Annotated in this window: 12 protein-coding genes; 2 read left to right on the top strand and 10 right to left on the bottom strand. The window is 63.4% G+C overall.

The features are described from left to right. The first annotated feature begins 379 nt into the window (after nucleotides 1-379). Nucleotides 380-2053, top strand: a complete 1674-nt coding sequence (gene leuA, locus HU748_RS12930; protein ID WP_186667975.1) for a 2-isopropylmalate synthase — start codon at nucleotides 380-382, stop codon at nucleotides 2051-2053. 147 nt (nucleotides 2054-2200) lie between these two features. On the opposite strand, the gene HU748_RS12925 is transcribed toward leuA, so the two are convergent. From HU748_RS12925 to zwf, 3 genes are read right to left on the bottom strand one after another with little or no spacing between them, the layout of a single operon-like run. Continuing rightward, a complete protein-coding gene (locus HU748_RS12925) occupies nucleotides 2201-2875 on the bottom strand; it encodes a bifunctional 4-hydroxy-2-oxoglutarate aldolase/2-dehydro-3-deoxy-phosphogluconate aldolase (RefSeq protein ID WP_054895162.1) in 675 nt (224 codons plus the stop codon). Between the two features lie 17 nt (nucleotides 2876-2892). After that, nucleotides 2893-3606 (bottom strand): 6-phosphogluconolactonase, encoded by a 714-nt coding sequence (gene pgl, locus HU748_RS12920; protein ID WP_186711604.1) that lies wholly within the window; start codon nucleotides 3604-3606, stop codon nucleotides 2893-2895. Next, entirely contained in the window at nucleotides 3593-5062 is a 1470-nt protein-coding gene (gene zwf / locus HU748_RS12915; protein ID WP_186667971.1) for a glucose-6-phosphate dehydrogenase, read from the bottom strand. Before zwf ends, pgl begins: the two co-directional genes overlap by 14 nt. Before the next feature lie 210 nt (nucleotides 5063-5272). Between zwf and hexR the strand changes: the two genes are divergently transcribed. Next, nucleotides 5273-6127, top strand: a complete 855-nt coding sequence (gene hexR / locus HU748_RS12910; protein ID WP_200604055.1) for a DNA-binding transcriptional regulator HexR — start codon at nucleotides 5273-5275, stop codon at nucleotides 6125-6127. A 1-nt stretch (nucleotide 6128) separates the two neighbouring features. On the opposite strand, the gene HU748_RS12905 is transcribed toward hexR, so the two are convergent. The 7 genes from HU748_RS12905 to HU748_RS12875 all read right to left on the bottom strand — a co-directional run bounded on the left by HU748_RS12905 (nucleotide 6129) and on the right by HU748_RS12875 (nucleotide 14175). After that, nucleotides 6129-6983: a D-hexose-6-phosphate mutarotase gene (locus HU748_RS12905; RefSeq protein WP_186720634.1), complete on the bottom strand. Its 855-nt coding sequence runs from the start codon at nucleotides 6981-6983 to the stop codon at nucleotides 6129-6131. 117 nt (nucleotides 6984-7100) lie between these two features. Further along, on the bottom strand, nucleotides 7101-8444 hold the full coding sequence (locus HU748_RS12900) for a carbohydrate porin (protein WP_186667967.1): 1344 nt from the start codon (nucleotides 8442-8444) through the stop codon (nucleotides 7101-7103). Nucleotides 8445-8484: 40 nt separating this feature from the next. After that, nucleotides 8485-9639 carry a sn-glycerol-3-phosphate ABC transporter ATP-binding protein UgpC gene (ugpC, locus tag HU748_RS12895; RefSeq protein WP_186667965.1) on the bottom strand — a complete coding sequence of 385 codons (1155 nt, stop codon included), beginning with the start codon at nucleotides 9637-9639 and terminating at the stop codon, nucleotides 8485-8487. 3 nt (nucleotides 9640-9642) lie between these two features. Further along, the gene (locus HU748_RS12890) at nucleotides 9643-10488 is read right to left on the bottom strand and encodes a carbohydrate ABC transporter permease (RefSeq protein WP_186667963.1); all 846 of its coding nucleotides are present in this window, start codon (nucleotides 10486-10488) and stop codon (nucleotides 9643-9645) included. Then, the gene (locus tag HU748_RS12885) at nucleotides 10478-11389 is read right to left on the bottom strand and encodes a sugar ABC transporter permease (protein WP_054895154.1); all 912 of its coding nucleotides are present in this window, start codon (nucleotides 11387-11389) and stop codon (nucleotides 10478-10480) included. The genes HU748_RS12890 and HU748_RS12885 overlap by 11 nt, the downstream gene beginning before the upstream one ends. A 138-nt stretch (nucleotides 11390-11527) precedes the next feature. Then, nucleotides 11528-12814 carry an ABC transporter substrate-binding protein gene (locus tag HU748_RS12880; RefSeq protein WP_186720632.1) on the bottom strand — a complete coding sequence of 429 codons (1287 nt, stop codon included), beginning with the start codon at nucleotides 12812-12814 and terminating at the stop codon, nucleotides 11528-11530. Nucleotides 12815-12921: 107 nt separating this feature from the next. Further along, nucleotides 12922-14175, bottom strand: coding sequence for an AGE family epimerase/isomerase (locus HU748_RS12875; protein WP_186720630.1), 1254 nt, complete (start codon nucleotides 14173-14175; stop codon nucleotides 12922-12924). Nucleotides 14176-14385: the final 210 nt, after the last annotated feature.

Below are 14385 nucleotides of genomic sequence, written 5' to 3'. Positions count from 1 at the left end.
GACAAGCCCGCTCACACCGGGGATTTCCTGTGGGAGCGGGCTTGTCCCGCGATGGCCGCGCCGCAGTCGCATCACCTTGCGCAGCAACAAACCTCGGCACAATAAAAAATCAATAACAATCAAACGACAGCCATAAAATCTCACCCATAAGCTTTTTTTAAGCATTCCTCTCAATTTTTTTCGAACACTTGCCATCTCCCACTCCCACTGGTTAGGGTTGAGGGCATGAAAACCTCGATCACCCTCATTCTGCTCCGCCAACACCGCAGCCTTTGCCTGGTCAGTGCACGACTACCTGGGTGAACCGCGTCGCCTCGCCTCTTCATCTCGTTATCGCTTGGCAGGCCCGATCAGGCCGCACATTAAAGGATTGCTCCAAATGACCATGCTCAAAGACCCGTCGAAGAAATACCGCGCCTTCCCGACCATCGACCTGCCAGACCGTACCTGGCCGTCGAAGGCCATCACCCAGGCGCCAATCTGGTGCAGCTCCGACCTGCGTGACGGGAACCAGTCGCTGATCGAGCCGATGGACGCCGAGAAGAAGCTGCGTTTCTGGAAAACCCTGGTGCAGGTTGGCGTGAAAGAGATCGAGGCGTCGTTCCCGTCTGCCTCGCAGACTGACTTCGACTTCGTACGCACCCTGATCGAAGACGGCCACATCCCGGACGACACCACCATCCAGGTACTGACCCAGGCCCGTGAAGACTTGATCGCCCGCACCTTCGAGTCCCTGCGTGGCGCGAAGAAGGCCATCGTCCACCTGTACAACGCCACATGCCCGGCGTTCCGCCGCATCGTCTTCAACCAGGACAAGCAAGGCGTGAAGGACATCGCGGTGAACGCAGCCAAGCTGTTCGTCAAGTACGCCGCCCAGCAGCCGGAAACGCACTGGACCTTCCAGTACTCGCCGGAAACCTTCAGCGCCACGGAGCTGGAGTTCGCCAAGGAAGTGTGCGACGCGGTGATCGAGGTGTGGAATCCGACCCCCGAGCACAAGATCATTCTCAACCTGCCGGCCACCGTGGAAGTCGCCACGCCAAACGTCTACGCCGACCAAATCGAATGGTTCTGCCGCAACGTCAGCCGCCGTGACAGCGTGATCATCAGCCTGCACACCCACAACGACCGCGGCACCGGCATCGCCGCCACCGAGCTGGGCCTGATGGCGGGCGCCGACCGCGCCGAAGGCTGCCTGTTCGGCAACGGCGAGCGTACCGGCAACGTCGACCTGGTCACGCTCGCGCTGAACCTCTACACCCAGGGTATCGACCCACAACTGGACTTCTCCGACATCGACGGCGTGCGCAAGGTCGTCGAAGAGTGCAACCAGTTGCCGGTGCACCCACGTCATCCGTATGTCGGTGATCTGGTGCATACCGCCTTCTCCGGCTCGCACCAGGACGCCATCCGCAAGGGCTTCGCCAAGCAGCAGGATGGCGAGCTGTGGGAAGTGCCGTACCTGCCGATCGACCCGGCCGACATCGGCCGTAGCTACGAAGCGGTCATCCGCGTCAACAGCCAGTCCGGCAAGGGCGGTATCACCTACCTGCTCGAACAGGAATACGGCATCAGCCTGCCGCGCCGCATGCAGATCGAATTCAGCCAGGTGGTTCAGGGCGAAACCGACCGTCTCGGCCTGGAAATGACCGCCCAGCAGATTTACAGCCTGTTGCACAAAGAGTACCTGCAGGCCAACGCCCCTTATGCACTGGTCAGCCATCGCCTGCAGGAAGAGAACGGCAACAGTGCCGTGGAAGTGGAAGTCGCCGGTGAAGGCGAGACCACCCTGCACTGGCGCGGCAAGGGCAACGGCGCCCTCGAAGCCCTGGTAGCCGGGCTGCCGATTGCAGTCGAGATCATGGACTACAACGAGCACGCCATCGGTGCAGGCACCAATGCCAAGGCCGCGGCCTACATCGAATTGCGCGTGGCCGGCGGTCGTCCGGTGCATGGCGTGGGTATCGATGAGAACATCACCACCGCAAGCTTCAAGGCGCTGTTCAGTGCATTGAACCGCTCGCTGAGCCAGCAGGCCGCCAAGGCGGCGTAACGGCACGCGCAGCACACAGAGCCCGCATCGGTCGATGCGGGCTTTTTCATTTCATGGCGGGCCATGACGGAGGCAAAACCTGCACATAAAAAAAAGGGGCGCCGACCAAGCGCCCCACAAGCCGTACAGCACACAACGAAATTCGTATCAGTCCAGCAGCGCCATCGCCTCGGCGCTGCAGGCTTCGATCCGCGCCCAGTCACCGTTCTTGATCCAGCTGCTATCCAGCATCCAGGTCCCGCCTACGCACATCACATTCGGCAATGCCATGTAGTTGCGCGCGTTGGCCGGGTTCACCCCGCCGGTCGGGCAGAAGCGGATATCGCCGAACGGGCCGCCGTAGGCCTTGATCGCCGCCACGCCGCCAACGATCTCGGCGGGGAACAGCTTGAAGCGACGATAGCCCAGCGCGTAGCCCGCCATGATTTCCGACGGCGTGCTGATGCCCGGCAGCAGCGGAATATCACTCTGCACACCAGCCTCGAGCACTTCGCGGGTAATCCCCGGCGTCACCACGAACTGCGCCCCCGCCGCTTCCACGGCCGCGAACATCGCAGGATCGAGCACGGTGCCGGCACCGATGCACAGTTCAGGACGCTGCTCACGCAGCACCTGGATGGCCTTGAGACCGTGCTGCGAACGCAGGGTCACCTCCAGGGTACGGATGCCACCGGCTGCCAGGGCATCGGCCAACGGTAGGATGTCTTCCTCGCGGGCGATGGTGATCACCGGCAGGATGCGCGCCTTGCCGCAGATCTCATCGATCCGGGCGGCTTTCTCGGCCATCGAGAGCAGAGGTTGTGGGCGTTCAAGCGTGGTCATGACAGTGGATCCTTGGCTCATGGGCACCAGTAGATGTCCAGGGGGTCGTGAAGAAAGGCGCGAATGGGCATTTGCGTGAGGTCGTCGCCAGCCAGAGCGGCGCGCAGGGTAGCGAGTTTGCCTGACCCCTGCACGGACAGTGCGACGAAAGCAGCGCTCGACAGCAGCGCGCGGGTCATCGACAGGCGTTGGTGCGGCACGCTCGGTGCCAGCAATGGCAGGCAGCGGCGCGCGCTCTCTGGATCGAGGCCCTCGACCAGGTTCGGGCTGTCCGGGAACAACGATGCGGTATGGCCATCGTCGCCCATGCCCAACACCAGCACGTCGATCGGCGGCAGGTCGGCAAGCACCTGGTCGGCCTGTTGCGCCGCGGCGTCGAGGTTGTCGGCGCGCTGGTACAGGCCCATGAACCGCGCCTTGGCCGCCTCGCCCTTGAGCAGGTGCCGGGCCAGCAGCCCGGCATTGCTGTCGGCATGCTCGACCGGCACCCAGCGCTCGTCGGCCAGCGACACGGTCACCTTCGACCAGTCGAGTTTTTCCTGGGCCAGTTGCTCGAGAAACGGGACCGGGCTACGCCCGCCAGACAGCACCACACAGGCCTGACCCTTGCTGGCGATGGCGGCGCGCAGGCGCTCGGCCACATCGCCGGCCAGCGTCGCGGCCAGGCGCTTGGCGTCTGTCAGCGCGTGAACCTTCGCGGTCGCCGGCAGTTGCAGTTCAGATATCGCCATACCAGGCTCTCCCATCGCGTGTAATCAGTGCAATCGAGCTCATGGGCCCCCAGGACCCGGCCGCATAAGGCTTGGGCGCGTCACCGGCGTTCTTCCAGCCGGCGATCAACTGGTCGCACCAGGTCCAGGCGTACTCGATCTCGTCCTTGCGCACGAACAGGTTCTGGTTGCCGCGCATCACTTCGAGCAGCAAACGCTCGTAGGCATCCGGAATCCGCGCGCTGCGCCAGGTGTCGGAAAAATTCAGTTGCAGTGGGCCGCTGCGCAGTTGCATGCCCTTGTCCAGCCCCTGCTCCTTGGTCATCACCCGCAGCGAGATACCTTCGTCGGGCTGCAGACGGATGATCAGCTTGTTGCCGATCTGCAAACGCTGCTCCGGGGCGAAGATATAGTGCGGCGTTTCCTTGAAGTGGATGACGATCTGCGACAGCTTCTGCGGCATGCGCTTGCCGGTACGCAGATAGAACGGCACGCCCGACCAACGCCAGTTGCGGATGTCGGCGCGCAGGGCGACGAAGGTTTCGGTGTCGCTCTGGGCGTTGGCGTTCTCTTCTTCCAGGTAGCCCGGCACCGGCGTGCCGTCGCTGTAGCCGGCGATGTACTGGCCGCGCACCACACGGGTGCTCAGCCCCTCGCCGGTGATCGGCGCCAGCGCCTTGAGCACCTTGACCTTCTCGTCGCGGATGCTGTCGGCCGACAGATCGCTGGGCGGGTCCATGGCGATCAGGCACAGCAGCTGCAGCAGGTGGTTCTGGATCATGTCGCGCAGTTGGCCGGCCTTGTCGAAGTAGCCCCAGCGCCCTTCGATGCCGACTTTCTCGGCAACGGTGATCTCCACGTGGGAGATGGAGTTCTGGTTCCACTGGGTTTCGAACAGGCTGTTGGCAAAGCGCAAGGCGATCAGGTTCTGTACCGTTTCCTTGCCCAGGTAGTGGTCGATGCGATAGACCCGGCTTTCGGGGAAGAAGCGCGCCACGGCGTCATTGACCCGACGTGACGACTCCAGGTCGTGCCCGATGGGTTTTTCCAGCACGACGCGGGTGCGCGATGCCAGGCCGGCCTTGTCGAGGTTTTCGCATATGGCCCCGTAGACCGCCGCCGCAGTGGCGAAATAGGCGATCAGTGGCTGCCCTTCACCGGCCTGCTCGGCCAGGGCCTGGTAGCCTTCGGGCTGGACAAAGTCCAGGTGCAGGTAGCTCAGGCGGTCGAGAAACCGTTGCAGGGCCTGGGGTTCGATGTCGGCAGCCGGCACGAAGCGGCGCAACTGGGCTTCGATGTTCGCCAGGTGCTGCTCGGGGGTACCGGCTTCGCGGGCCAGGGCCAGCAGCCGAGTGTCGGAATGCAGCAGGCCGGCGCGGTCCAGCTCGTAGAGGGCAGGAAACAGCTTGCGCAACGCCAGGTCGCCAAGGGCGCCAAAGAGGGCGAATGTGCAAGGTTCTACACTGATAGCAACCATGATGTTGGTTCTTTTATTAAAGTTGGCCTAGAAATACCGTTTTCGATGACAATTTTCAAGCGCGATGTAGTAAAAATAACAACATCTCGTACAGCGATTACAGACAAGTGGTATGACAATCCCACCATCAGTACGATAGACAACCGTGCAAAAAGCCGACTGTTCCCTCAGCCGGCCGTCTTTCCGACCCAAGGACATCCCATGGACCGTGTGCGAAACCTCCTGGAACAGATCCAGGGACGCCTCGACGAGCTGAACAAGGCCGAACGCAAAGTCGCCGAAGTCATCCTCCTCAACCCGCAGCAGGCCACCCGTTTCAGCATTGCCGCCCTGGCCCAGGCGGCCAAGGTCAGCGAACCGACCGTCAACCGCTTCTGCCGCTCGTTCGGCGTCAGCGGCTACCCCGAGCTCAAGCTGCAACTGGCGCAGAGCCTGGCCAGCGGCGCGGCCTACGTAAGCCGCGCGGTGGAAGCCGACGACGATCCTGCCGCCTACACCCAGAAGATCTTCGCCAGCGCCATCGCATCGCTCGACAGCGCCTGCCAGCAGATCGACCCGCAGCAGGTCAGCCGCGCCGTGGACATGATGATCCAGGCCCGGCAGATCCATTTCTTCGGCCTGGGCGCCTCGGCGCCGGTGGCCATGGACGCCCAGCACAAGTTCTTCCGCTTCAACCTGGCGGTGTCGGCACACCCCGACGTGCTGATGCAGCGCATGCTGGCATCGGTCGCGCACACCGGCGATCTGTTCGTGATCATTTCCTACACCGGGCGCACCCGCGAACTGGTCGAAGTGGCGAAACAGGCCAGGGAAAACGGCGCCTCGGTGCTGGGTATCACTGCCGCCGGTTCGCCCCTGGCCAAGGCCTGCAGCATGAGCCTGCACCTGCCGCTGCCGGAGGACACCGACATCTACATGCCGATGACCTCGCGGATCATCCAGTTGACGGTGCTCGATGTGCTGGCCACCGGCATGACCCTGCGCCGCGGCTCGGATTTCCAGCCACACCTGCGCAAGATCAAGGAAAGCCTCAACGCCAGCCGCTACCCCGCCGAAGACAGCTGACTCAACTGAGCCGATGCGCCTGCAGCCGCAACTGCGCGCGCTGCCCGGGCGCCAGGCTCAATCCTTCGCCGCTGCCACTGGCAGCCTCGACGCAGACGAACCCCTGGCTCTCGCGCCCGCTCACCCCCATCAATGGGCGATTGCCAGGGTGCCAGACCACCGTGTCGTCGCTGTCGCTGGTGTCGATGCACAGTTCGCGCGCCCAGGCCGAGTCATGCAACTGCACCTTCGGCGTGCCCGGGTAGACCTTCTGGCAACCCCCTTTGAGCGTGAGCACGCCATCTTCACGGCATGCCTGTCGGTTGAGGCGGTCGTAGCCGTCGATATCCTCCAGGCCCGACAAAGCGATCTGCGACACATCGCTGATGCGCCAGAACGCCAGCAATGCGTGGCTCAGCTGGCAGGGTTGGCTGTCCTGGTGCTCGGTGCACAGGCGCAGTTCCATGCTCGAGCCCAGCCGGGCGTGCAAGTCGACCTGCCAGTCGCACAGGTCCAGACGCCACTTGAGCGTGACGCCCTCCTCGTCTTCGCGGCTGTCGAGCAGCTTCCAGTCCAGCAAGCGCCCCCAGCCATGAGCCGGCCACAGGTCCTCGCTGGGATGACGGCCATACCAGGGCCAGCACACCGGCACGCCGCCACGGATCGCACCGACCTGTGGCCATTGTTCGGCGCACCACAGCCAGGGTTTCTCGCCGGTCGGCTGAAAGTGCAGCAATTGTGCGCCCTGGCGGCTGAACACCGCCTGGCAGCATGGGTGATCGATGATCAGGACATCGCGCTGCTGGTGACGCTCCCACTCGAAAACCGGCCGTGGCCGTTGCGAAGTGAAAAAGCGATGGAGCGGATGTTCAGACATGTTCAGAAAGCTCTTGTTGTTTGAGATAGCGCTGTCTTTACCCAAGCCCGAGATCCACTGCAGAACAGTGGATCTCGGGGTGTGGGGGTGGATGGCGTAAATTTACAACAATTTTTCTTAGAATGACGACTGAATCTTCAAGCCTGCGACCAACGCGTTGTCGACATCGTCCACACCGCCCGGGCTCTTGATGTACTGCAGGTTCGGGCGCACGGTCAGCCAGTTGGTGACGTGGAAGCCGTAGTACAGCTCGGCGTTGTACTCGGTGCGCTGCAGTGGCACGAAGCCCGGATTGTCGTAGTCGTCGATACCGCTCTGGGCGTTGAGCAGTTCGGCGCGCTTCTTCACGTCGTCGTTGACGTGGATGCGTGCGATGCCGAAGCCGATATCATCCTTGGGCCGTGCATCGAACGCGCCCTTGTAGACCATCCCCACCTGCTGGTAGTTGTCCACCACGTTGGTGGCCTTGTCGTGCACGGTGAAGTTGGCGAACAGGCTCAGGCCGCGGTTGGCATCGCCGTTGTGCGCAGTGACCTGCTGCTGGGCCACGACCCACCAGCCATGCTTGCTCGAGTGCGACTTGAAGGCTTGGCCAGTCAACGCCTGCGGGTTGCCGTTGATGTCGTCGTAGACGTCGTCGGCCTTGGCGGTGCTGTAGTAGTAGCCCAGGCGGTATTCGCCCGGCAGGCCGTTGACCTTCGGCGACCAGACCATTTCCACCGGCAGGATCGCGCCCTTGGTCCCGCTGCCACTGAGCTTGAAGCCGTTGCCGGTCTCGAGGTTGGACGGGTTCTGCTCATAGGCACCGACCTGGACGAAGAACTCCGGCGTGATGTTGTACTTCACCCGCAGCGCCCACTGGCTGACCGGCCAGTTGTACCAGATGCCGCCCACCCAGTTGCCCACCTGCGAACCGCAGAACGCCAGGTTCTGGAAGTCGCAAGGGAAGCTGTTGAAGTCCTCGCCTTCACCGAAGCGGCCGACCTTCACGTCCAGCGCGCCGTCGAAGTACTTCTGTTTGACCCACATCTGCGTCAGGCGCCAGGTCTGGCCACGGCCCCAGACTTCCTGCACCGAGCTGAACTGCCCGGCGCGCGGGTCGCTGATGCGGTCATTGGACAGGTTGCGTCCGCTACGCTCGGTGATCGCCAGCTTGAACTCCGCATCGTGCCAGCCAAGGATCTTCTGCAGGTCCAGGTGCGCGCCGAGGGCGAACTGATCGCTGTAGCGCGCGGTCTTGTCGTTGTTGTAGCCACCGTGCAGGTTACCGGCCACTTCACCCACGTAGTCGAGAGTGAAGTCGTAGCCTTTTTCCAACAGCTCGGTGCGAGCCCCACCCCAGTCGCCAGTCATCCATTTCGACTCGCTGGAGAAAGCCTCGGCAGCATGCGCGCCATTGCTGCCCACGAGGGCGAGCAGGGTCAGCGAGCCTAGTGCCTTGATACGCTTGCGATGGTCCATCCCTTGTTTCCTCTTTTCTTGTTATCGATGGTTTGCTGCTTCAACGTCCCTTGATACGTGTCACGTTGTCCTTGACTGGCGCGTCCGCTGCCGGCAGGTCCAGGCGCTCGCCGCTGCTCGCGTCGAACAGCAGGACCCGCGCCGGATCGAACTGCAGGTTCAGGCTGTCACCGACATTGCAGGCGACATCCGGCGCCAACCGGCAGCAGACCTTGGTCTGGTTGAGGGTGACGAACACCAGCAGGTCGGGCCCGGTGGGCTCCAGGACCTGCACTTCTGCACGCACCGCCGGCAAGCCGTTGCCTTCGGCGCTACCGAGTGCGATCTGCTCGGGGCGTACGCCGAGGATCACCTCACGGCCGTCCAGCGCTTCGCTGGCCGCGCCCAGGGGCAGTTCGCAGCGGGCCTGGCCGCTGTCGAGCAGGGCGAACAGGCGCCCGTCCTGCTTGCTGATGCGCACGGGGATGAAGTTCATCGGTGGCGAGCCGATGAAGCTGGCGACGAACAGGTTGGCCGGATCGTTGTAGATCTGCTGGGGCGTACCGAACTGCTGGATGATGCCGTCCTTCATCACCGCGACCTTGTCCCCCAGGGTCATGGCCTCGATCTGGTCGTGGGTCACGTACACCGTGGTGGTTTTCAGGCGCTGGTGCATCAGTTTCATTTCGGTGCGCATCTCGACCCGCAGCTTGGCGTCGAGGTTCGACAACGGCTCGTCGAACAGGTAGATCTTCGGCCTGCGCGCCAGCGCCCGGCCCATGGCCACGCGCTGCTGCTGGCCACCGGAGAGCTGGCCCGGCTTGCGATTGAGCAGGTGCTCGATCTGCAGCAGCTTGGCCACCCGCGCGACTTCCTCGTCGATCGCCGACTGCGGCATCTTGCGGATCTTCAGGCCGAACTCGATGTTCTCGCGCACGCTCATGGTCGGGTACAGCGCATAGGACTGGAACACCATGGCGATGTCACGATCCTTCGGGCTCATGCCGGAGACGTCCTGGTCATCGATCAGGATCGCCCCGCCGGTGATGTTCTCGAGGCCGGCGATGCAGTTCATCAAGGTGGACTTGCCGCAGCCGGAAGGGCCGACCAGGATCAGGAACTCGCCGTCCTTGATCGCCAGCTGGATATCCTTGAGGGTGTCCGGCAAGCCGGTGCCGTAGGTCTTGTTTACATTGCGAAGTTCGAGCGTTGCCATGACTTACCCCTTGACTGCGCCGGCGGTCAGCCCACGCACGAAATACTTGCCTGCGACCACATAGACCAGCAGGGTTGGCAGTGCGGCGATCATTGCCGCGGCCATGTCGACGTTGTATTCCTTGGCACCGGTGCTGGTGTTGACCAGGTTGTTCAGGGCCACGGTGATCGGTTGCGAATCGCCGCTGGAGAACACCACGCCGAACAGGAAGTCGTTCCAGATCTGGGTGAACTGCCAGATCAGGCAGACCATGATGATCGGCGTCGACATCGGCAGGATGATGCGGCGGAAGATGGTGAAGAACCCGGCACCATCCAGGCGTGCAGCCTTGACCAGCGCCTCGGGAATGCTCACGTAGTAGTTGCGGAAGAACAGCGTGGTGAAGGCCAGGCCATAGACCACGTGCACCAGCACCAGCCCCGAGGTGGTGCTGGCCAGGCCCAGCTTGCCGAGGGTGAACGAAGCTGGCAGCAGCACGGTCTGGAATGGCAGGAAGCAGCCGAACAGCAGCAGGCCGAAGAACAGTTGCGAGCCACGGAAGCGCCACATCGACAGCACGTAGCCGTTCAGGGCGCCGATGGCCGTGGAGATCAGCACCGCCGGAACGGTGATCAGGATCGAGTTCCAGAAATACCCACTGACCGTGCCCCAGGCCTTGACCCAGCCAATCGCGGTGAACAGCTCCGGCCAGCTCAAGAGGTTGCCGGTGCTGATGTCTTCCGGGGTCTTGAAGCTGGTCAGCAGCATCACCACCAGCGGCACCAGGTAGAGCAGCACCGCCAGCAGCAGCACGGCGTGGATGGCGATGCGACCCAGGCTGAGGGCCGGCTTGTCGAGATTAGTGGTCATTGCGCTTGGTCCTCAGCTCGGAATACAGGTAGGGCACGAGGATCGCGAGGATCGCGCCGAGCATCAGGATCGCGCTGGCCGAGCCCATGCCCATCTGCCCGCGGCTGAAGGTGAACGAGTACATGAACATCGCGGGCAGGTCCGAGGAATAGCCAGGGCCACCGGCGGTCATCGCGGCCACCAGGTCGAAGCTCTTGATGGCGATGTGCGAGAGGATCATCAGCGAGCTGAAGAACACCGGGCGCAGGCTCGGCAGCACCACGGTCCAGTAGATGCGCGGCATGCTTGCACCGTCGATCTGCGCAGCACGGATGATCGACTGGTCGACGCCGCGCAGCCCGGCAAGGAACATCGCCATGATGAAACCCGAGGCCTGCCATACCGCGGCGATCACCAGGCAATAGACGACCCGGTCAGGGTCGATCAGCCAGTCCAGGCGAAAGCCCTCCCAGCCCCAGTCGCGCAGCAGCTTGTCCAGGCCCATGCCCGGGTTGAGCAGCCACTTCCAGGCGGTGCCGGTCACGATCATCGACAGTGCCATGGGGTACAGGTAGATGGTGCGGATCACCCCTTCGCGGCGGATACGCTGGTCGAGGAACACCGCCAGCAGCACGCCGATCACCAGGGTGATGCCGATGAACATTCCGCCGAAGACCAGCAGGTTCTTGCTCGCCACCCACCAGCGGTCGTTGTCGAACAGCCGCGCGTACTGGGCCAGGCCCGCCCACTTGTAGGTAGGCAGGAAGGTCGAGGTGGTGAACGACAGGACGAAGGTCCACAGGATGTAGCCGTAGAAGCCCACCAGCACGATGAACATGCTCGGCGCCAGTACCAGTTTCGGTAACCAGCGCTGGAGCGCGTCCAGGGGTGAGGCCCGCAGTTGGGCGGTGGTCGTAGTCATGATTTCAGATACCGGAACGAGGGCGGTGCTGCGCACCGCATCGCGGGACAAGCCCGCTCCCACAAAGATCTGGCCCACCCACAGGTTCAGCGCATGGCGCCAAACCTGTGGGAGCGGGCTTGTCCCGCGATTGGGCCGTTATTGGGCGGCCTTGACCGCTGCGTTGAGCTTCTTCGCCGCGTCGGCCGGATCGGCCTTCGGGTCGTTGATGTAGTTGGTCACCACATCGAAGAACGCCCCCTGCACGGCAAGCGTGGTCGCCATGTTGTGCGCCATGCTCGGCTGCAGGCCACCCGACTTGGCGTCCGCCAGGAAGTCCTTGGCAGCGGTCTGGGCGCAACTGTCGAAGCCATACTTGCTCATGTCAGCCAGCATGTCGTTGCGCACCGGGATCGAGCCCTTGTTAATGCTGAAGGTCTTCTGGAAGTCTTCACCCAGCACACGCTTGGCAATGTCCTGCTGGCCTGCAGTGGTGCCTTCGTTCTTCTGCTTGAACACCGCCAGCGAGTCGATGTTGTACAGGAAGCCTTTGTCAGTGCCGGGGAAGGGTACGCACTGGTAGTCCTTGCCGGCGGTCTTCTTGGCCAGGGTCCACTCGCTCTTGGCCCAGTCGCCCATGATCTGCATGCCGGCCTTGCCGTTGATGACCTTCGCGGCCTCGAGGTTCCAGTCCTGGCCCTTGCCGTCAGAGTCCATGTAGGTGGCGACCTTCTTCAGCTCGGTCAGGGCCTTGACCATCTCCGGGCCGGTCAGGGCTTTTTCGTCGAGGTCGACCAGGGCCTTCTTGTAGCCCTCCACCCCCATCACCGCCAGCACCACGTTCTCGAACACGGTGCTGTCCTGCCATGGCTGGCCACCGTGGGCCAGGGGAATGAAGCCTGCGGCCTTGAGCTTGTCGGCTGCGGCATAGAATTCGTCGAGGGTGGTCGGCGCCTTGTCGATGCCGGCCTTCTTGAACACCTCAGGGTTGATCCACAGCCAGTTGATGCGGTGGATGTTCACCGGCACGGCGACGTAGTCACCTTCGTACTTGACGGTGTCGGCGACCTTCTTGTCGAGCAGGCTGTCCCACTTCTCCTGCTTGGCGACGTCCTTGAGCACATCGCTGTCGAGCAGGCCGGTGGCCGCCCAGTCCTGGATGTCCGGGCCCTTGATCTGGGCAACGCCGGGCGGGTTGCCGGCGACGGCGCGGCTCTTGAGCACGGTCATCGCGGTGGAACCACCGCCACCGGCAACAGCGCCGTCCTTCCAGGTGAAGCCGTCTTTCTCGACCTGGGCCTTGAGGACATCAACGGCAGCTTTCTCGCCACCGGAGGTCCACCAGTGCACCACCTCGACGCTGCCTTTGGATTCGGCGGCGAAGGCGCTGAGGGGCATGAGCGAGGCGAGGGAAATAGCGGCGGCGAGGCGCAGAGTGGAATTCATCGGTATACCTTTCTTGTTGTTATGCGGTGCAAGTCGTTCGCTTGCGTTGCATGAAGTCTAATGAGCGCGCAGACCAGGGCAGGTAACGAAGCGATGCGCGAATGTCATCACTTGGTTACATTGCCCAGGGCCAGCGCAGTGGCCAGGCTTGGTGCCAACGGCAGGCGCGGCAGGAGCACCGCCTGGTAGGCGTGGTAGAGATCGGGCTTGCCGCCCCAGATGCTTGCGCCAGGGCGGTTCTGCGGGTCCAGCTCATGGTGCCAGCTGCCGTGGACGCGATCGATGAAATGGCTGTCGATGAAGTCCCAGAAGCGCCGGTACCACTGCTCGTATTCACCTTCCCCGGTACGATGCAACAACGCTGCAGCCGTCGCACAGGCTTCGGCGTGGGTCCAGTGCAGGCGCGCCCGGACCACTGGCCGGTTCTGCCAGTCGAGGGTGTAGACGATGCCCGGCGCGCCATCAGCGTGCCAGGCGTGACGACAGGCATTGGCGAACAGCCCGCGCGCGTCGCTCAGCAACCACTGCGGGGCGGGCAGGCCGGCACGCTGGCGCGCGGCCTCCAGGTGCAGGACCAAGCGTGCCCACTCGAAGGCATGACCGGGCGTGGTGCCGTAGGGGCGAAAGCCGTCGGTGGGGTTGTCGTGGTTGTACTCGGGCAGCGCCTGCCAGTTGACGTCGAAATGCTCAATGACAGCGAAGTCATTGCCAGCGGCATAGGTGTGGATGATCCGTTCGACGATACGCAGGGCACGGTCCAGCCAGTGCGTGTGGCCAGTGACATCGGCCAGGGCGAGGAAAGCCTCGGTGGCGTGCATGTTGCTGTTGGCGCCACGGTAGGCTTCCGGCTGCGTCCAGTCACGGGCGAAGGACTCGCGCAGGGCGCCCTCCTCCTCGCTCCAGAAACGCGTCTCGATGATCGCGATGGCCGCGCCGAGCAACTGCTCGGCGCCTGGTGCACCGGCGACTGTCGCAGAACTGGCGGCCAAGGCGACGAAGGCATGCAGGTAGGCGGTCTTGCCGGTATCGCCCTCACCGTCGGCGCGGGCGAACCAGCCATCATCCCGCGCATCGCGCAACGGCCCTGCGAGCAGTGCTGCGACGCCGTGCTCCACCAGCGGCAGGCAACCAGGAATGCCCTGCACATGCGCCATGGCGAAGCAGTGGGTCATGCGCGCAGTGTGCAGGGTTTCGGCGATCGCCCTGTCGGGCAGCAGGCCATGGGCATCGAGGCTGCCGAAGCCGTCTGGCAGGCGCGAGGCCTTGGCGAAGGTCACCAGGCGCTGGCCCTCGGCGACCAGCCAGGCATTGTGAACCGGGGAGTCGAGCCAACTGCAGAAAGGGAAATCAACGCTGTCCATCACCTGCTCAATCCTTGCCAGGGACAGGCCGGGTGCCTGTCGTCAGCGAATTCTAGCCAGCCGCCCCGGCGGGCATGTCACGAAGGCCTGCCTTAATGTCACTATCCTGTGACACTTTCAGTGCCCTCATCGCGGGACAAGTCGCAGCGGCGAACCGCCACTCCCACAGGTACCCCGCTGATTTCGAAACCAGTGGAGTACCTGTGGGAG

Origin of the sequence: Pseudomonas sp. RW3S2, assembly GCF_014268955.1 — a bacterium.
GTDB classification, from domain to species: Bacteria; Pseudomonadota; Gammaproteobacteria; order Pseudomonadales; family Pseudomonadaceae; genus Aquipseudomonas; species Aquipseudomonas wayambapalatensis.
The sequence above is the reverse complement of the archived record's forward strand: the minus strand, read 5'-3'. Positions and strand labels throughout refer to the sequence as shown.